Raw genomic sequence first — 19,458 nt, 5'->3', positions numbered from 1 at the left:
TTCTTAATAATTAATTAGTCCTCTAGCTCGATTAAAGCTACTAATCTGATCTATGAGATCCATGCGATTTTGGCCGGCTGCACTCATCAATAACTTTGAAATATTGTTGCCATCAATGTCTCCTTCCTCTTTGATCAATTGTTGTTTTGCTGCGGCCAAATTTCCGCTATATCCTCCACCAACTGATATTCCAGCGAATGCTTCAAACATTGCTGCTCGGTAATATGATTTTTGACTTGGCGTTAATTTGTCACCGATTTCATTAATTCTTTGGTCTGCCCAAGCCTGGGTAGTTTGAATAAAACCGGAGTAAGATTTAGAGGCTCCGTATTTTACGGAATCCCAAAAGCTTGCTCCGTTCGAGTAAGCTTCTGTAGTATTTGAAGTAAATTCTTTAATGCTTTCAGCACCAGAAGAACCCACAGCTTCGATATTCTTGGCGGTATTATAAATACTCCCTCCCAGGTAATCGTATGTTGCCTCCGCTACCGAAGGCGTGTCGTTCGCCGCAGCCGCAATCGATTGCCTAAAATGCTCTGCTTTAACATTCGCCAATTGCCCAAAGCCTTCTTTTGAATTTTGTTCACGCTCAGCCAGATTTCGATCGTGTTGTGCTTCAACACGGGCTTCGCCACCGGCAATTTTTCCCGTCGCTGAACCAATCTGTGCCCGTGCTCGTTGATTTAACGATTCGGTTTCCTCTCTTGGGTCTTTGAGATTGGCCTGTTCGATTGACGCTTGAACCTTACCAGTTTCCGGAGCATTGGTTTTCAAGGTTTCATTCCGGCTGGCATTCCAGGATTGATCGGCCTGCGGCGCATTAAAGGCATCGCCCAACAGTTGGTAACCCGAGATGTGTGCTTGGTGCGATTGTTGATCATCCAGCGTGCGGTAACTGGGTGACGAGAAGCCGGTCAGTAACGACATGCCGGCGGCGGCGTAGGCTTGATCGGCATTGCTGATCCAGCCGGCGGCTTTCCATTGCGAGGCCAGTCGTTGCGTATCGCCGCGCAAGCCGTATTGATCCAATGTCCGATCCAGGCGTTCCATCAAGCCAGGATCATGCGCGATTTTATATCCCGTCTCCGCCGCGCCGAAACTGGCTTGCGTTCCGAAGCGTTGTTGGGCCGATAAGGTTTGTTGATAGGATTCGCTGGCGGATACCGCGTCGGTTGCGCTATGTTGCAACGAAGACAGCTCTTGGTTTTGTAAGCCCATGGATGCCACATTACGAGTACCGGTTTGCGCATCCATCGCCAGGCTTTTGGCCAAGCCCGCTTGATAGCCCTGACTGTCGTTGACGGTTTGACTGATGTCGGCGGCGATGGCATCGGACTTATCCTGACCGACTTTAAAATCATTTTGTAGTCGCCCCGAAATCGCTGCATTCAATTTATCGTTTGAGGTCTTGCCGCCGGCATTGGCACTGCCAGCCACCAGCGCCGAAAAGTGATCGGCAGAGATGCCTGTATCGGCATGTTTCTTGGCAAAGGCTTCACCGAACTGGCGGTTATAAGCATCCGTATAACTGGAACTGCTGGCGATCTGATTACCTAGCGAACGGCTATCAAACGCATCATTGCTGATACTGGCCGACTTGGATGCGGTCGATGACAGACTCTGCATGAAACTGCTGGTCGCCTGTTCTGAAGCACTGTAAGCCGACGACACCGCCGCACTCATATCCTTGCCGGCCGTGAACGTCGGCAGCACTTTGTCGACCCCGGTTTGCGTAATCGCCGACAACGGACTGTATTGATGTTGCGCCTGAGCATTCAATAACGGCGCCGGGCTGATCACGTCGGGCGTGGCAATTTTTTCATTCACGTAATCGCCACCGTCCATCCGTCCCAGGAAATGGGTGGCTGTCACCGCACCGCGATAAATCAGCATCAAGGTGATGGCCGGCGTCGACGCCGCCAGCATGCCGCCGATCGATAGCCATTGCTGCAACTCCATGTCCAGCTGGTAAATGCCCATCATTGACGGCAGATTGTGGGTAGCCGTAGTCAGCGCCGCCATTTTGCCGGCGGCCGACATCTGGATGAACAGATTGATCACTGCCAGTATCGGCATCCACAATTGGATCCACAGCAACATCGAGAAGTAGCCGATATTCATCCGGATGCCGACATTGCCCAGCATCACTACAAAGGCCATGATCGGCGCGATGGCGTAACTCAAACCTTCGATAAACGCCATCATCGGCCGAACGATCTTGGCAAACAGGGTTTGTTCGGCGGCCCATTGGGTGTTGCGTTGTTGAATAGCTTGCTCGACCATCGCCGCTTTGTTCCAATGTAAGCCGTCTTCATGGCGGCCGATCACGCCTTTCTCGAACATCGGCATGATCGCCGACATCAGCATGTAATCGGCGGCATCAACCACACCGGGTCCGGCCAGTGCATCAAACGCATCCTGGATTTTCGGCACGGTGTCGCCTGCCGCCGGCACACCTAAGGTCGGTTGCAACAACCCTTCCAGCGCCGTCGCGAAATTACCGTTGGCCACTACACTCAAATCGGCCCAGGCATCGGTACAGGTTTTGGTTTGCGGTTGGCCGCCGACAAAGATTTGGGTCATGTAGATGTCGGAATCAAACCTTATCGCATTCAACGGGTCGGCATCCCGCAAGATGGCATCCACCGATTTCTGATTCAGATCGACTCCGGTCAAGGTACATTCGCGCACGTAATTGGCAAACGAGGTTTCCATGTCGCTGCCGGCATTCGGCACATTGGCCGCGCCGAGATTCACCCGCGACAATAAATTCTTCCGCACCGCCGTCAACGTCTGCAAACTGTCGGCAAAGCCATTGCCGGTCATCGACGGCGTGCCAAAGCCTTGCTCAAACAATCGCGTGGTGCGATAACCCATATTCGACATCACACTGCCCACAACGGCTGGCCCCAAGGGCACATTGTCGACCACCACGACGCTGCCGGTATAAGCATCCTCGATCGACACCCGTACCGATGGCGCATACAGCATCAGCCATAACACGTAGGCCAGCAATAAATCCTGATAACGAATGCCGCGGCCATCCCATTGCAACAACGCCCGCAGCATGACGATGATCACACCGATCAAGCCGCCGACAGCTGCGGCGGTGCGGTAATCGCCCGTCCCGGAAATCATCGCGATGGCATTCAGTACGGCTTGCAAATAGGCGGAATCGCCCACGGAAAAGATTTCAAACATGGGCGATTGCCTTTAAAGAAATAGGGTAAAACCAAGACACGCCTACGATTGATAGAAAGCACCGGTAAGCGAGTCTTGTAGTGCTGTTCGGACAGAGCCTCATGCGGTTAACTCCACTAAGGCGTCGGCCAAGCGGTGCCAGACGCCGGCATTTGCGCCACGGTGCCGTAGTGTTTGGGCTTCACGGTGATCATCAATTGCTGGTAAAACGCCATCAAGGTTTGTGGATTGCCATAACGACCGGCAATGGTGATGTATTCGTCCTGGATTTGCTCCCTTGCATCTTTCAAGGCGTCCATCAGCAACTTGGCGTAGGCATGGTCATTCATGTGCGCCGCGGTTTGTACGGCAGTGAGCAAATCGTTGACGATTAGCTGCGCCAGTTCCAGGGCAATCACCGGTGCCGCTTCTTCGGCCCACAGTTTGGCAATGCCGGCATCCTCCCTTGCCAGGTTATGGATCATGCCGCCGATGGCATCCGGCACGGTTTGCATGAAGGCTTTCTCGCTGTCGGTGATTTGGCCGCTGTTGGTCGAGAATTTGTAAATCAAGCCGTTGCCGCTATTGGCAGAACCCAGCAGGATGTCCATCACTCGTTGCTTCAAGCCGACCAGATTGACATTCTGGACCATAGGTTTCAGACACTGATCGGCATCGTGGCCATCACTGCAGGTGTACATCCTGACAGTTTGATAGCTGTTGTCGGCGTCGTTGCCGTACATCAAATCCTTGATCCGCAACACCGGCGGCGGCGCGCTGATGGCATTGTTTTCGCCTTTGCCGTCCGGCGCGGCTTGCGGCGCATCGACGATCACGGTACCGGAAATACTCATCGCCGCTTCCAGCAAACTGTTGCCACCAAACCGAAACCAACCACCGGCGTTTTGGTTGACCAAGGCCCGCCAGACCAGATTACCCTGGATGATCTTGGTCATGTCCGTCGGATCGTTCTGTTTGATCTGCTGTACCGGATCGCCCAAAGTGCTGGTATTGGTCCAGCTGGAAAATACATCCGAAATACCTTGGGTAAACGAGGCATTGGACAGATTGGTTTTGCTTTGCAGATCGAAAGCTTTGACCGTATCGTTGACCAGGCCTTGCGCCAAGCGACAGGAGTTGCTGAACATCTGGTTCATCTCCTGGATTTTCTTTTGCAGATCGGTCATCACCGACGCGCACCAAGGACACATGGCACCAACGGCTAACTGAAACGCATATCCCGCTGCATTGCCGGCCACGTTGCGCATCAATTGCACGAACTGGTTGAAGTTGATGAAACTAAAACTGCCGGCAAACAAATCGATGCCACCGCAGCCTGCACTGAACGAGGGCGGCACGAAGGAGACTAGATTGGTGTTGGTGATGCCGTTCCGCGCCACTAGGCTGCCGCCGGTAATCACGCCACGGCGCTGTCCCAAATGCGCGGTCGGCGCCGTAAAATTGGTCATGGTGCCGAACATGCTGTCCATTTCCTGTTGCAGGTCGGCATAGGCCGGAACGGCGCTTTCGACCAACAGAATCAACACCAGCACCTGGCGATAGCGCAGAGACAATGAAAACGACATCATGGTGTACTCCCCCTTTGCGCACTGCGTTGCAATGCCTGGATCAGTGACAGTGGATCTTGAGTGACCGCAGGGCTGATGCTTCCAGCCGTCGGCAATAACATGGGCGTATTACGAATGCCCTGGGTGGTTTGGTATTGCGTGGCATCGATCCAACCGGCTTCCTTGGCGGCCAGCAGAATCCGTCCGGTGAGTTCCTCCAACGACAAGGCGCCTTGCGCCAAAGGTACAATTTGCTTGGGCGGTTTCATCAGAAACAGCGCAGGGGTTTGCTCAACCCCCAACATGGCCGCCTGACCGTTATCCCGTTTGAACTCATTGAAAAAGCCATTCGGCATCGGTAAACCATCCAGCGACACGGGATAAATCTTGAATCCGTAAGCGTTTTCCAGCATCGCTAAAATCGGCGCCTGCACATGGCAATACGGGCAATCGGAGCGGAAGAAAAACAAAATACCGGCTTGGGCGGCAATCGCCTTCAAGGCGCGTTCAGCCACCACGCTGGCCTGATGATTGGCTTCATTGGCCGCATAGGTAGCCACTGGCCTGCGCACCGTTTCATCGAGTTGCGGATCCGACATCACCACGTAACGCGCTGCATTGGTAAAACGCTCGGCTTTATCCATCATCACCCGCTGTAGGTAATAGAACGCCGCCACATTCTCGTGACTCGGATCGTCGATCGCCTGGTTCAGGTAATGCTCGAGGTTTTGCTTCAACCAGGCCGAAGAGAGGGGTTGGGGTTCTGCGGATGGCTTGGCTTGTGTTTTGGGTTCAATGTCAGCTTGAACGACGCTGGGCGGTTTGATGTCAGGCTTCGGTTTGTGCTGATCGGCTTGAATATCGGGTTGGGCTTTTTTAACCGGCTCCGGCAGCACCTCATACCAAAACCAGCCGCGTTGTTTGTCTTCGAAATACGACGCAACCGGTCTGTCGACAGCCTCATCAGCCGAGGCGGTCAATGCCTGCAGCAATAACGTCATTAACATCAACAGTACGAAGGGATATGGGTTCATAGCCCTATTGTTACACCAGTCACCTGGCTATTCGTGTGCAATAAAAGTCAAATTCGACCTAATTTGTACGACAGGGCAATTTTTTTTACCTTGGCTGCAATAAAGGCCGATTTTGGCCTTTATTGTCAGTCCATCGGTTTTTACCTCGCCTAGAATCCGCGACAGGTTTTGATCAGACTCAGCGCATAAACCTGTGCAGGATTTCCGTTCGGCGGTTCCCTGATCTATCAGGGACATTCAGCGAACATTTTCAGTCATTGGCAATGTGCCGTGTCTAAACAGGGACAGGCCGATAAACCGGTTATCAGGGAACATCGATGTCAACCTGGTCATGTTTCGCAGAACATATCCCTAAGTATTCAGGGACGCGGCGTCTAAATGTCTGTACAGGTTTTTGGCCTCAGCCCTGTGTCAAACCGGAAAATCCCCCCCAAAATCCCTCAGGGACGACCACTCTAAATCCCTGAAGTTAAGTATTAGGAAAATTCATGAAAAGCGACGATAGCGAGAAAGAATCCTTACTGCCGACTGATGCAGCCATCCCAGTGTGGTTGGAGAGTAAAGCCGAGCAATTGCATGCCCACGCGCGGATGTTGGTGGATGATTACTGGCGACAAATGAATCAGCGACATCAACACGTGACCACCCAAGAGCGCGGGCATATTGGCGTTCGGATTCGTCGTCGTGAAAGTCGTTTGTCGTTTAGCATCGAGTGGTACCGGATGGCCACCCTGCGCCAAAAGGGTCAAACTAAACCGATTTGCCAATACCTGAAAAAAGGTCCTGGCTATCGCTATCCCCTGCAGCGAATCCTGAAGGGTGAACCCGACTGGGAGCAGAAACTGGTGGAAACCTTGGAAAACGAATTCGCCGATATTCGTAAACAAGTGGCCCTGCTGGGTACACTGCGCGATGCCTATTGGCAGTTTCAAAAAGCCATGGCAACGGGCTCGCACTGAGTGTCGATGACGCTGCTGATGGGCAGACCAAGGCTCAAAGTTATCCACAGGGCAGCTGCCCTATATTTAGATTAAAAAAAGATTATAAATAGATTAGCACCCGATTTTTTAGGTCGTTGAAAATCGCTGTAGGCCACGCCATTCTTGACTTGCAGCGATTCCAAAAAACGCACTGAGCGTCGGTCGAATGCCGTGTAAAACGTCGGCCGAATGCCGTGCTTTTTGTCGGTCGAATGCCGTGTCTGTCGGCCGAATGCCGTGCCACCGTCGGTCGAATGCCGTGTCCGTGTCGGTCGAATGCCGTTAGTGCGTCGGCCGAATGCCGTATCGACCGAGCCAAAATAGCGTCGGTCGAATGCCGTGCTTTTTTTCAACCGCTGTTGCCCTGTAAATACCGTTGCTGGCTCGCTGTGGGGTGTTTTTTAACTTTGACGGTATCCTCGCCGATCTCAAAGCTTTCCAGACTACCGCAGTCGACCAAGGCTTCCAATGCTTTGCGTAAACGGTATTTGAAGTCACGCAGGGTCGTGGCACTGCTGCCGCTCAAACGGTGGATGGTGTTGATTTTCAACGGATAGGGCGCTGCATGTGACGACATAAATCCCTGTAACCAGAGTGCCAAGGGGTGTTTACGTAATTTACGACGTTGCTCGAACTCGATGTAGGTGTAGCCGTCTTCAAACAAGCGCAGCATGGATTCGGTCACTTCCACCACGTAGCGATGGGTCACTTCATCACGGTGATACCGTAAGAACCCTTTTTCGCCAAAGGTGTCGCGGCCTTGAAAGGTGATTTCCACAAAGGCGCCGCCTAAACGCGCCATGGATTCCTTCAACCATTCGTGCTGACTTTTGCCGGTCGATCGGCCTAAAGCCATCAGCAACGCATGCGCACTGAAGGTCACGCTAAAGCCCGGCAATTGCGTTCTGGATAGATGCACGATCTGCATCCAGACGTCCAGATCGGACTGATTGAGCTGAACGCCGAGATAACGGACTTCGATCCCCTCGACTGCGGCCAATAGGGTACGTTTTTTGTACGCTATCCGCTCATTGCCCTGCACCCCGGCAAACAAGGCGCTGCGCAAACAGGCATTCGGCGTGCCGCGCATACCGGCAGGCCAATGCGGTAAAGTCGCCAAGGGTTCGACTTTTGTGGGTTTGGATTTTTTAAGGGCCACCAGTTTTTGAAAGCGGTTGTCGAGATTGCCTAACGCGTCGTTGCTTGTGATAGTCATGACGCCCCCTTATTTCAGCAAACTACTGGGATTGCAGGCATGCTGTAAGGCAATCGGCATGGCTGTCGAGTCGATCAGCGCGCGTTCCTCAAGCGACAGGTCGAGCTGATGATGGCAATATTTTCGCCAGGCGCGTTCCAACTGGGATGGGTCGTTGATCTGCGTGAATTCGATTGAATCCGCAGGGCGGTTGTCAGGGTGTTTGGGCTTTGCAACGGTATCGTTTACGGCCCGCCAGGGCTGATCCACTTGCCTGACAACATGCTCTATCGACGCGGTCCGTAGCGCCGAACCGCCTATTCCGCCAGCCTGCCAGGCACTATCCAGGTGCCAGGGCTTTTTGGAATCGAGCATCATCGATCCGATGACGATTTCGTGAATGTGTTCATCCACTGCACTCGGCGATGCGCAAGCCGTGCACAGCGCCAAGCCTACAATCGGGATAAACGAGCGAATATGAGGGGGGATGGTGTCAATGTTCATGCTGCCTCCAGACGAATCAGAAAGCGCAGTACATTAATCACAAACTTTTCTGCTCTTCGTACAATAAAGGTCGAATTTGACCTTTATTGTACGAAGGGTCCAAAATTTTTATGTCACGATGCGGCGCCATGGAAAACGCCACGTCATCTTTCATCCAACGTATCAGTCAGCGTCTTTGGGGCGATAAACCGGCTTTGGTCAGTGCACCGCCGGCATCGTCTGGCGAGGAGATTCCACGTTATCCACCCTTCATGAAGGGGCTGCCGGCGGCATCGGTAGCGCGTATTCTGGCTACCCAAAGCGAGCTGATTCAATCGATAGAGCAGGCATTGGCACTACCGGATGCCCTATATCAGACCATCGCGCTACCGGTCATTACGCGCTATGCCGCATTCAGTCATTTGTTGCCGGCCTCCGAATCACATCACCATCGCGGCGCCGGTGGTTTGTTTCGGCACGGCCTTGAAGTCGCACATTGGGCAACGCTGGCATCGCACGGCTGCCTATTTGCAAGCGACGCCACACCCAAATCCCGTAAAACCTTGGAGCCGCGCTGGCGATTGGCCGTGTGTTTTGCCGGCTTATTGCACGATATCGGTAAACCTGTCTCCGACATCGCTGTCACCGACAGTCAGGGGCTGCACACCTGGAATCCCTGTGACGAAAATTTGATCGACTGGGCGGCACAACACGGTATCGATCGCTATTTTTTGCGCTGGCGAGAGAACCGACATAAACGCCACCAACAGTTTTCGGCACTGGTTATCGAGCGGGTGCTGACGCGTGAGTCGCGTGCTTACCTGCTGGAGCCGGGGCCAGAAATCATGCAAGCGCTATTGGAAACCTTGCATGGTCTGGATCGCGGCAGCAAGCTCTACGAGTTAGTGATTACCGCTGACTGCAAAAGCGTGGTACGCGATTTGAAAACCCATGCGCATTCAGTCGATGCTGCATTAGGTATGCCGGTCGAGCGCTATCTGTTCGATGCGATGCGGCGCTTGATTAAATCCGGCCAGTGGCTGGTCAACGATAAAGGCGCCAGAGTATGGCGATTTCAATCCGGTGTGCATATTGTCTGGCGGATCGGTGCGCAAGACATCGTTAGTTTACTAGCCAAAGACAAAGTGCCTGGTATTCCGCGCGATGAAGATACCTTGGCGGATATTTTGATCGAACGTGGTTTGGCGATACCCAAACGCGATGCCGCAGGCCGCCAGTACCGCTATTGGCGTATGCGACCGGATGGCTTGGACGCAGTGTTTTACATGCTGCGTTTGGCATCGATGGAGTCGATATTCAGCAATGAGCCGCCGGCCGCGATCGAAGGAGTTGAAGTTGAGGACGAGGAATCTAATACGCCAACCCAACCAGGAACCAACGACCAGGCATTGCCTGAAAAGTCAGTAGCGGTCAAATCTCGCAAACCGACCAAGCCCAAGCCGGTTTCGCAGTCACCATCAACCGACCACGAGATGCCAACCTTGGCGGCCATTCCCGATGGCAATAGCCAAGAGCAGGTCCCGTTATCCCCAGCCATGCCAGTTGAATCGGATACCGGTGATACCGACAAACCCACCACCCTTGTCGAGGACGCATGCGCGCCGAGCGTGGATGGCGATACCAAGTCTTCAGCCGCCCCCCAAGCGGACATTGTGACTGAGCAAACCCAATCCCAATCCATCCAAGATACAGAAGCCTTATGGCTCCGCAATCATGGACAGGCCGGCGCGTGGCTTCTCGAGATCGTAACCCGCATCGCTCAGGGTCAGTGGTCATGGAACGGCGACATCTTCGAAAAACAAGGCAAATGGTACTGCCTGTTTCCAGACGTTCCGCTAAAGCTTCAGGTTGAAAGCGATGTGTTCATTCAAGGCTTGGTCGATCAAAACTGGTTAGTGACCGATGTGTTGTCTCCAATGCGGAAAGTGCAAACCCTAGGGCAGCAACGCGTCGTACAACTGGCTGAGGAACCTGCGCAGAGGCTAGTGCGCATGATAGGCGCTTTACCGGTTCAATCATCGAATGCCACACCAACTGCATTGCCTGCTGAAAATGTCGAAGTCAAACCAGACAATCGTATCGATCCCGTCAATCCATCGACCCTTCAAAAGCCCACCCAGCAGCGAAACACAAAAGCCAAACCACGCAGTCACAAGCAACCAGCAGAACCCCCAGTAACGTCGACAACAGTCATGGATTCAGTCAAACCAAGCGCTGATGACGACATTCAGAGCGTTCAACCTAGGCAAGATTTTCCGGCGGTGAGCGCGTGGATCTCGACACTGCGCACCCATCCCGATCAGCAAGACGACTGGATCACTGTTTCTGATGACGAACTCGGGGTCTACCTCGACGCACATCCGGACTTGAAACGCTATGAATTCCTGCGCGAAATCAGTCAGCATCCTGACTGCCAAGTGCTGGGACGTGGGCAAGGCATCAAAGTACGGGTTAAGCCATGAAATCCGATTACGACTATCAGTTTCCCTGGCGGCCCATCTTCGAGGTCTATGCCATCTCGGGCTGGCTAGGCGGTGCCGGATTGGCGCATTTCACCAGTCGCTGGTCGGGCTTGCCGCGCGAGCCGTTCGACTGGTTGATGACCGCGTGCGGGGTGATGGCGTGTTGGCGATTGTCGCCGGCCTTGAGTCTTTGGTACCGCAAACGCCGGTTGCGGCAGTTTCGATTCCAATACCTGGATGCCGAAAAGCTGGTAGCGATGGTGAAACAGCATCCTGAGGCCTTGTGGTTCGGTTGGGGATTCGATTGGGTGCAAAAGCATGCGCAATTGGCCTATGAGATTTTGAAACGCGATGTCTCGACGCTGATTCCCAGCGATCATCAGCGCATGGGCTCAGCCTGGATTCACGGTTTGGAAGTATCCGAAAGTGACATTCGCCAGCCCTTACAGCATACCGCCGGCCATACGCTGCTGGTCGGTACCACCGGCGCCGGCAAAACCCGTGCCTTTGATATGTTGGTGACACAAGCTGTGTTGCGCGGCGAAGCGGTGATCATCATCGATCCCAAAGGCGACAAGGATTTGATGGCTTGCGCCAAACGGGCTTGCGCCATGGCCAAGCGCCCGGATCGTTTCGTGTATTTCCACCCGGCGTTTCCGGAAGCCAGCGTCCGACTCGACCCCTTGCACAATTTCAACCGGCCTTCGGAAATCGCCAGCCGCATCAGCGCCATTTCGCCCAGTGAAAGCAGTAACGACCCGTTCAAAGCCTTTGGCCAAAAATCGCTGGATAACGTCATTCAGGGATTGATGGTGATCGAGGAACGGCCAACACTGGTGAAATTACGCCGCTACTTGGAAGGCGGACCATCCACGCTGGTGATTCAAGCCCTGGAACGCTATTTCGACAATAACCTGGGGCATTGGCGGCAAGAGGCGCGACCTTACCTGAAAAATGCCAAGGACATCGATTCCAAAGCCGTGGGTCTGGTGCGGTTTTATCGGGAGGTCGTGCAGTATCAATTGCCGAACTTGGATCTGGAAGGCTTGTTGTCCTTGTTCGAACACGACCGAGCACACTTCAGCAAGATGGTCGCCTCCTTGATTCCGATCATGAATATGCTGACCTCGGGGTCCTTGGGACCTTTGCTGTCGCCCAATCCGCACGACGTGGACGATCTGCGGCCGATCACCAATACCGGTCACATCATCGAAAAAGCCCAGGTGGCTTACATTGGCCTGGACTCGTTATCGGATGGCATGGTGGGCAGTGCCATTGGCTCGATTCTGTTGGCCGATTTGGCCGCGGTCGCCGGCGACCGTTACAACTACGGCGTCTCGGACCGACCGGTGAATGTGTTTGTCGACGAAGCCGCCGAAGTCATCAACGATCCCTTCATTCAGGTGTTGAACAAAGGCCGTGGCGCCAAGATTCGCCTATTCATCGCCACCCAAACCTTTGCCGACTTTGCCGCCCGCACGGGCTCACAAGACAAAGCCCGCCAGGTACTGGGCAACGTCAACAACCTGATCGCGCTGCGAATCATGGACAGCGAAACCCAGCAGTACATCACCGACAATCTGCCCAAAACCCGTTTGAAGTACATCATGCGCACCCAAGGCGTGGCCACCAGTGCAACCAATCCTACGGTGTTTTCCGGCAATGTTGGTGAACGCTTGATGGAAGAAGAAGGCGATTTGTTTGCCCCGCAGTTACTCGGACAACTGCCTGACTTGCATTACATCGCCAAGTTATCCGGCGGCCGTATCGTCAAAGGTCGCTTGCCGATACTGCGGTCGGCACTGGACCGACAACAGAATCGCCAAGGTGCCGGCTCATGACGCGCAATCTGTTGTTCAGCCTGATGTTGTGGCTACTGGAAGTGATCCTGGTGGCCAGTTTTGTGTCCGACCGCTGGACGCGCGAACTGCAGCGCGCCGAAGATCAGATGATGATCGGCTACTTTGGCGCCGATAAAGAATCGCAGATCAGCCACACCGCGCAGCGCTGGTTTGATCGCTTGTTCGTTACTACCGGAATCCGAGACAGCGTGTTCCGCTACTTCATCCCGACCGAACGCGAACGGCAGATGTCCAAAGGCTTCGAGGATGTAGGGCGTAACGATGTGTTTCCCTTTATCGAAAGCCGGCTCAACGTGCTGTGGGACACGATCTTTCAAATGATCAAGCGCCTGACTACGGCGTGTATCTGGTTACCGTACTTGGCAGCTGCCTTGCTGCCGTTTGTCGTCGACGGACTGGTGCGGCGCAAGATCAGCCAGACCAACTTCGATTACCCCAGCCCCATGGCGCATCGCTACAGTCTTTATTTGATTCTGGGCGCGCTGTATCTGTTGTTGGTCAGCTTGACACTGCCGTTTCCGATTCCACCGCAAGCCGTCCCGATAGGCGTCTTTGTCGTCGCCTACGCCTCCAACATGCTGTTGGCCAATACGCAAAAGCGGGTCTAGGTGTTCCATGAATGTCATCTGTTTTCTGCACGGCATGATCCACACACATCCGGCGCATAAACCCAAACTTGTTTTACCCCTCAACCTCAACACAACCCAGGAGCATTATCATGTTAAACCGTTCTATTAACGACACCGCTACGTCGGATCCTTTGGTTAAATTCATTACGTTAACCGCTAAGACAGTCGCCCTGAACCCAACGTCGCCTGAGCTCGATTCACTTTTTCGAGCGTTTATTGAGTCCTGTATTGCAAATGGCCAGGACGATATTTTGGTAAGCGCTTTACGACAATCGGAAGGTTTGCACGTATTTTCGCTATTAAATGAGCGCATTGTTTCGCTCGCCGAACGGATTCGGGTGAGATTGCCGTCTATGCCGAATGCAGAGTCGATCGTATTCGCCATGCCGATGGTCATCGAGCCCTATCTTGGAAAGGCTTTACCTAAGCGTATTGAAGATCCCGAACGCATTAGACAATTGCTTCAAAGCCATGGGCTGATCAACGATAGACAAGCCATCGCCATTCACGACGAATTATTCAGCCTTGAAGACATCAACTGGTTACCTAGCCAAATTCGCCAGATCAACCAGCAGTTGATCGAGCAAGCCGAAGGCGAAATTCCAACATCGGAATCACACCGTTCTTTTGTTATGAAGCCCTCGGAGAATCCGGAGGGGGACCTCATTTTGCGATTCCTGGTGGGTGTGGTGATTAGCGATCAGGCATTAACGCCTCTTTTTTGTGAACAGCCCAAATCGGATGACTTTGGGGAATTTGCCGAAGAATGGTCAGAGGCCTTTAAAGAGGAGATGGATGAACAAACCGGTCACAACGTCTGGGAGATTGAAAAACCCAATCCACTCAGTATTGCCGCCTCGCGCGGGATTCATTTACTCAATGAGATTGATATCTTCTATAAGCTAAATATGAAAGCCCAAGATTATCCCGTGTCAAAAGTCCTGCTCAGTAAACACGGTGTCGATGGCATACCCACGGAAATACGGGCGGCTTTTTTTGATCGTGAAAAAGAATTGTCAACCGTTTACGTTTGGCCGCTCTTGACAACCGATGACGCTAAGTCGGAATTCGAAGACATCAACGGGCTACTGACCAATCTCAATATTCCCCACGTGATTGACAACAATCTTCTTCCTGCCATCGAATTCACGGGGAATTTCCATCACTATTGTGAATCGATGTCCAGACAATTGGAACCAGAGGAGCCTCAAACGTTCTTTATATGCTGAGTGATTTGGGTTGAACATGATGATGGCAGCCTGATACCTCTGGAAGAGGGTCAGATGTAGCGCCCAGAATTTACAAGAAATGGCTTGAATCAGCTGGCATACCCTCGCGGTCATGGTCAAAAGCCGGGCTGCGAGGATTATTGCTTGTTAAAAAGTCACTCAGTGGTGCGATTAGTGCGCCTTCGAGAGCTGCAGCCATAAGCATCATGACTGACTAGTCGGAAAAACAACTAAAGATCGCATTCCCAAAGCAAAAACCCATCGACAACATCCTGCGTTGATCGGTGACGTTGGGCGTTGATCAGCGACATGAAGGACTCATTCAGAATCTGCAATGCTTCCGGATCGTCGGCATTAACGTATCGGCTTGATCTTCCCTGTCCGTTCTTGCACCTCTCAGGCTGCCAATTTTGCGGATAGGAATTAACTTGATAGCCATGGCTAGCCAGTATCTCGGCAACAAAGGGTTCTCCGCTTTTGACCGTCCACTTAACCTTTTTCAATGTGTGCAGTCCACCCAGCAAAACCAATATCGGCTTTTCGCGCGAGAACTCGGACAACCGATTGGCCATGTTTACGTCGCGGTCTTGATCGGCGTCAATGGCCTCGATTCTCAAGCATGGAAATTTCGATTTGAGCGTGACCAGATAATCAATCAGTTTTCGCAGTCCTGGATGATCGATGGCATGCGGTACTTTAATCTCAGCTACCTGTGCTTCACCCTGTATTACAGAATCGATAACGGGTTGTTGATTGCGGTTAATTTCGAGTCCGACAGTCAAGCATTGATGTCTTTCCAGGGTCGCATCAACCAGACGCGCGAAAAGCTGTGTTGATTCAGGTTTTTGGTGGCTTTCGCCGATGATGACGATGTTGCCGGGTTTGATATTGTCCTGGATAGTCGTGAAATCATTCGACCATCCAAGACTGGGTAGCAATACAACATAAATACCAAACCAGCATCTTTTCAGCATCTAAATGGCTCCTAAGATATAAAAATTAGCCTCTTCGTCGTCCTTTAACTCCTCCGCTAATAACAGCAGGGTATAACTATAAAGTTCAGCTTTGAACGGCCAAACTACATGACCATAAGTTACTCAATACACCGCTCATCATCATGCCTTGGATTATTCACATAATCGCTGATCGGTGTTGTAGTCATATCAGCGTACGCCTGATTATCCAGTAAGTGAAACACGTCATCGTCAGTGGCGGATTTATCCAACCAATCCTGGTAATGGTTTGCAGGCATGATCACCGGCATACGTTCATGAATCGGTTGCATCAGTTGCGTTGCTGCGGTCGTGATGATAGTACAGGAATAGAGTGTTTGCGCTTCGTGTTCCCAATGTTCCCAGAGTCCAGCAAAGGCAAATAACTGATTGTCTTGCCGGTGGATATGAAACGCTTGTTTATGCGTTTCCAATTTCTGCCACTCATAAAAACCTCTTGCGACGACTAAGCTGCGTCGCTTATGGAAGGCAGCACGAAAACTGGGTTTCTCTCTAATGGTTTCAGCACGGGCGTTGATCAGATGATGGCTGTTTTTATCGTCCTTAGACCATGACGGCACTAACCCCCAAAACAGGTTTACCGATTTTAGCGATTTATCGTCTAGCTCAACGATGCACAGGATTTTTTGCGCAGGGGTAATGTTGTAGCTAGCTTGAAAGCGAGGCAAGCGTGGCAACTCAAAATGTTCAGCAATGCTTTCAGGGGTTGCTGTGAGCTGATAACGACCGCACATTGCCCATGCCTCCGTGATAAATGACTGACGTTATTAAACGTCAGAAATGCGTAACAACCAAACTCATTGAGCAATAAGAACAAATACAAAACAATTCCGTTTTTGAGGTACACTGCTTGCCCTCATCAGAACCACGAATTTGGGATATAAGCATGAGCGTCATTTCTATATCAAGCTATCAACCACGCAATACGAAGCCATTGAATAGTGCTGCACTATGGTCTGACGATCTGGAACTGCCGATTCTGGAACCTAAACAGCAATTGAGTACGATTGAATTGCCGTTATTCACGTCTAAAGTGCCTGCGGGTTTTCCATCACCGGCTGATGATCATTTGGAATCGACGATAGACCTCAATCAACATTGCATCAGCAATCCACCAGCCACCTTCTTCGTTAAAGTAAAAGGTCATTCCATGACCGGTGCAGGCATCAACGATGGTGATATGTTGGTCGTTGATCGTTCATTGCGTCCTAACAACAATAGTATCGTGGTTGCGGTGATAGACGGTGAAGTGACCGTTAAATCGTTGGATACTTCTACCGATGAAATTTGGTTGCGATCAAAAAATCCCGACTATCCTGATTTCCAGATTAAAGAAGGCATGGAGTTGCATATTTGGGGTGTGGTCAAAAACGTGATTCGTTCGCTACCGGTATAGATGACTTCAGCACCCATATTCGCGATTGCGGATTGCAACAATTTTTACGCCAGCTGTGAAAGAGTCTTTCAGCCAAAACTGAACGGCAAACCAGTGGTCGTGCTGTCTAATAACGATGGCTGCGTGATTGCTAGAAGTAATGAAGCCAAGGCTTTGGACATCAAAATGGGTGCCGCTTATTTCAAGATTGAGCAGTATGCCAAGCAAGAAGGCATTGCGGTATTTTCTAGCAACTATGCGTTATACGGCGACATGAGTCAGCGTGTGATGCAGATTTTATCTAGCTTTGCACCGCGATCTGAAGTGTATTCCATTGACGAATGCTTTTTGGATTTTACCGGACTGCCACAAAACCTGACGGAATATAGCTTAGATATTTGTGCGATTGTAAAGCAATGGACAGGTATACCGATTTCCATTGGCGTTGCGCCAACTAAGACCTTAGCGAAGTTAGCCAATCGGTTAGCGAAAAAAGGTCATTCCAAACATGGGCCCGCTCTGGACTGGCGCGATATTGCTGATCCCGATGCAGTGTTAAAAACCATTGCGCTGGATGACCTTTGGGGTATTTCCAGGCGCTGGAAAGATAAGCTCAATCAGCTTGGTATTCATCATGCGCTAGCACTGAAACAATCTGATCCAAAACAGCTACGTCAACATTTTGGTGTAGTGATGGAACGGATTGTGACCGAGTTGAACGGTATTTCCTGTATTGCCTTAGAAGAAATGCCCGCACCGAAAAAACAGATTCTGACCTCGCGCAGTTTTGGTGAACGGTTGACTGATTATGATGATTTACGCGCAGCGGTCACGCACTTTGCCACACGGTCTGCGGAAAAATGCCGACAACAGCGATTGACCACGCACGTATTGACGGTGTTTATTCATACCAGTCCGTTTGATACCCGCAATCCGCAATACTCCAACAGTGCGACCATAGCGTTTGATCGTCCAACCAATGATACCGCGCAGTTGAATGCAGCCGCTCAACAAGGTTTGAAGCGGATTTTTAGACGCGGCTTTTCTTATCAACGTGCCGGTATTCTATTGCCTGACTTATGGTCAGCAAATGTCGCGCAGCTGTCGTTATTTGACAGCGGTGAAAACAACCTGCGATCTGATCAGCTGATGACCGCACTGGACGACATTAACCGCAAACATGGTAAGCGTAGTGTTTGCTATGCGAGTGAAATGCTTAGCAAGCGCTGGCAGATGCGGCAGGAATTCAAATCGCCGTCCTACACCACCAATATCAAGGAACTGCTGACGGTTCAAATTTGAAGAAAATCTTATGCATTTGTAAGCGCTATTTCGATCCTCACCCGACATACGTTTTTCGCCAATGCAGACGCAAGCCCAAGCATCTAAGAGTCTTGCTTCTTCGAAGACGACTATCTATCTAGGCCTCCGGCAGCAGGCCAAGAGTTGCCGAAGAATAATCTATGATCTTTGACTGCAAACTAGCTCATTGGCACCAATGATTTGGCTTGGTGTTGGGTCAAAAATCTAATCTATTATTGAAAGCCCAAGCGTTATGTACGGAATATTACGTAAGATTAAGATGACTCGAACGCCTGACTTAGGGATGTGGTGACAGTTAACAGGTTAGCTTTACGTTGGGCGTCACACACGGACATGAGGCATCGAACAATCATTGTATTGGTGACGCTGCCCATGGTCGTCGCTATCGGTACCTATGTTCGAACCTTTGATCAGCTGCGATTCTCCGATAGCACGTAAACATAGCCTGAGTTGGGTTACGCTATCCTTATTTATGCCTTTGAAAAAAACCGATCAAAATAAGTTGGAGTAAATATTGTGTCCCGTGAAATTTTACAGGCGATAGCTGATATTTATAAACGGCATGACCCGGAAGATGCCGATTTTTATACGTTGGAATGGGTGCAAGACAAGTGTTCTTATTTTTACAAGTCGCCAAAAGAATTGCTGGCAATTTTGCAAATGAGCCAAGACCGGGGGATCAACACTGAAGGTGCGCTGTGGTCAAAAGAAGACGGTTTAGCAGCCCATCGCGAGATGAAGTATAACGGACCAGTTGATGCATATTCTTACGAGCTAATGGAGAAAAGCGGTGAACTGGCTAGACTAGAGGCTGCTTGTAAGGCTGAGGAAATTGCGAGGAAGCTAGCCATTGAAAGCTTGCAGTGCTAATGCGGGTAGTAGCGAAAGCCCACTCCGGACTTTGCTAGCCGAAATGTAGTTCTCCGCATTATGGTCGGCAGCAGCAGCCCATTTTTGCCTCTCGCACCTCTCCAAGGCAGCCAGTCGGCGAAGTTAGACTCTGTGAGCCGCAGAGCCACAAAGCCGCCGTTGGCGATCTCAACCTATCGGCCATAAGCAGACAGATGGTTTTTCTGGACAAAGGTCTGCTGATAGATCTACAGC

General features: G+C 51.5%; 15 protein-coding genes. 8 read left to right on the top strand and 7 right to left on the bottom strand.

All coding sequences use genetic code 11. The features are described from left to right. Positions 1 to 3 precede the first annotated feature (3 nt). The 3 genes from DDY07_RS08410 to traF all read right to left on the bottom strand — a co-directional run bounded on the left by DDY07_RS08410 (position 4) and on the right by traF (position 5,782). Positions 4 to 3,201, bottom strand: a complete 3,198-nt coding sequence (locus DDY07_RS08410) for a conjugal transfer protein TraG N-terminal domain-containing protein (protein ID WP_171695562.1) — start codon at positions 3,199 to 3,201, stop codon at positions 4 to 6. A gap of 116 nt (positions 3,202 to 3,317) precedes the next feature. Next, complete coding sequence (locus DDY07_RS08405; RefSeq protein WP_171695561.1) at positions 3,318 to 4,769, bottom strand: conjugal transfer protein TraH; 1,452 nt, start codon at positions 4,767 to 4,769, stop codon at positions 3,318 to 3,320. Then, the gene (gene traF / locus DDY07_RS08400; RefSeq protein WP_171695560.1) at positions 4,766 to 5,782 is read right to left on the bottom strand and encodes a conjugal transfer protein TraF; all 1,017 of its coding nucleotides are present in this window, start codon (positions 5,780 to 5,782) and stop codon (positions 4,766 to 4,768) included. Before traF ends, DDY07_RS08405 begins: the two co-directional genes overlap by 4 nt. Before the next feature lie 488 nt (positions 5,783 to 6,270). On the opposite strand from traF, the gene mobI reads away from it, so the two are divergent. Further along, a complete protein-coding gene (gene mobI, locus DDY07_RS08395) occupies positions 6,271 to 6,741 on the top strand; it encodes a conjugative transfer protein MobI(A/C) (RefSeq protein WP_171695559.1) in 471 nt (156 codons plus the stop codon). Positions 6,742 to 7,111: 370 nt separating this feature from the next. Here mobI and trfA read toward each other — a convergent pair whose 3' ends face one another. Continuing rightward, a complete protein-coding gene (trfA, locus tag DDY07_RS08390; protein WP_026600350.1) occupies positions 7,112 to 7,978 on the bottom strand; it encodes a plasmid replication initiator TrfA in 867 nt (288 codons plus the stop codon). Positions 7,979 to 7,987: 9 nt separating this feature from the next. Next, positions 7,988 to 8,461, bottom strand: coding sequence for a hypothetical protein (locus DDY07_RS08385; RefSeq protein ID WP_216614727.1), 474 nt, complete (start codon positions 8,459 to 8,461; stop codon positions 7,988 to 7,990). Positions 8,462 to 8,589: 128 nt separating this feature from the next. Between DDY07_RS08385 and mobH the strand changes: the two genes are divergently transcribed. The 4 genes from mobH (at position 8,590) to DDY07_RS08365 (ending at position 14,643) form a co-directional block, all read left to right on the top strand. Next, positions 8,590 to 10,923 (top strand): MobH family relaxase, encoded by a 2,334-nt coding sequence (gene mobH, locus DDY07_RS08380; RefSeq protein ID WP_171695558.1) that lies wholly within the window; start codon positions 8,590 to 8,592, stop codon positions 10,921 to 10,923. After that, positions 10,920 to 12,764: a conjugative transfer system coupling protein TraD gene (traD, locus tag DDY07_RS08375; RefSeq protein ID WP_171695557.1), complete on the top strand. Its 1,845-nt coding sequence runs from the start codon at positions 10,920 to 10,922 to the stop codon at positions 12,762 to 12,764. The genes mobH and traD overlap by 4 nt, the downstream gene beginning before the upstream one ends. Further along, positions 12,761 to 13,393: a DUF4400 domain-containing protein gene (locus DDY07_RS08370; RefSeq protein ID WP_171695556.1), complete on the top strand. Its 633-nt coding sequence runs from the start codon at positions 12,761 to 12,763 to the stop codon at positions 13,391 to 13,393. Before traD ends, DDY07_RS08370 begins: the two co-directional genes overlap by 4 nt. A 110-nt stretch (positions 13,394 to 13,503) precedes the next feature. Further along, positions 13,504 to 14,643 carry a hypothetical protein gene (locus DDY07_RS08365; protein WP_171695555.1) on the top strand — a complete coding sequence of 380 codons (1,140 nt, stop codon included), beginning with the start codon at positions 13,504 to 13,506 and terminating at the stop codon, positions 14,641 to 14,643. 230 nt (positions 14,644 to 14,873) lie between these two features. Here DDY07_RS08365 and DDY07_RS08360 read toward each other — a convergent pair whose 3' ends face one another. Beyond that, a complete protein-coding gene (locus DDY07_RS08360; protein WP_171695554.1) occupies positions 14,874 to 15,617 on the bottom strand; it encodes a hypothetical protein in 744 nt (247 codons plus the stop codon). 119 nt (positions 15,618 to 15,736) lie between these two features. Beyond that, on the bottom strand, positions 15,737 to 16,390 hold the full coding sequence (locus tag DDY07_RS08355) for an SOS response-associated peptidase (RefSeq protein WP_171695553.1): 654 nt from the start codon (positions 16,388 to 16,390) through the stop codon (positions 15,737 to 15,739). Between the two features lie 152 nt (positions 16,391 to 16,542). Here DDY07_RS08355 and DDY07_RS08350 point away from each other — a divergent pair, with 152 nt between their 5' ends. The 3 genes from DDY07_RS08350 to DDY07_RS08340 all read left to right on the top strand — a co-directional run bounded on the left by DDY07_RS08350 (position 16,543) and on the right by DDY07_RS08340 (position 19,224). After that, positions 16,543 to 17,052 carry a LexA family transcriptional regulator gene (locus DDY07_RS08350; protein ID WP_171695552.1) on the top strand — a complete coding sequence of 170 codons (510 nt, stop codon included), beginning with the start codon at positions 16,543 to 16,545 and terminating at the stop codon, positions 17,050 to 17,052. Then, entirely contained in the window at positions 17,053 to 18,333 is a 1,281-nt protein-coding gene (locus DDY07_RS08345; RefSeq protein WP_171695551.1) for a Y-family DNA polymerase, read from the top strand. A 537-nt stretch (positions 18,334 to 18,870) separates the two neighbouring features. Further along, positions 18,871 to 19,224: a hypothetical protein gene (locus DDY07_RS08340; protein WP_026600340.1), complete on the top strand. Its 354-nt coding sequence runs from the start codon at positions 18,871 to 18,873 to the stop codon at positions 19,222 to 19,224. The last annotated feature ends 234 nt before the right edge of the window (positions 19,225 to 19,458 follow it).

The organism is Methylomonas sp. ZR1, from assembly GCF_013141865.1.
Classification (GTDB): domain Bacteria; phylum Pseudomonadota; class Gammaproteobacteria; order Methylococcales; family Methylomonadaceae; genus Methylomonas.
Note: the sequence above shows the minus strand (reverse complement) of the source record. Positions and strands in the feature narration are given on the sequence as shown.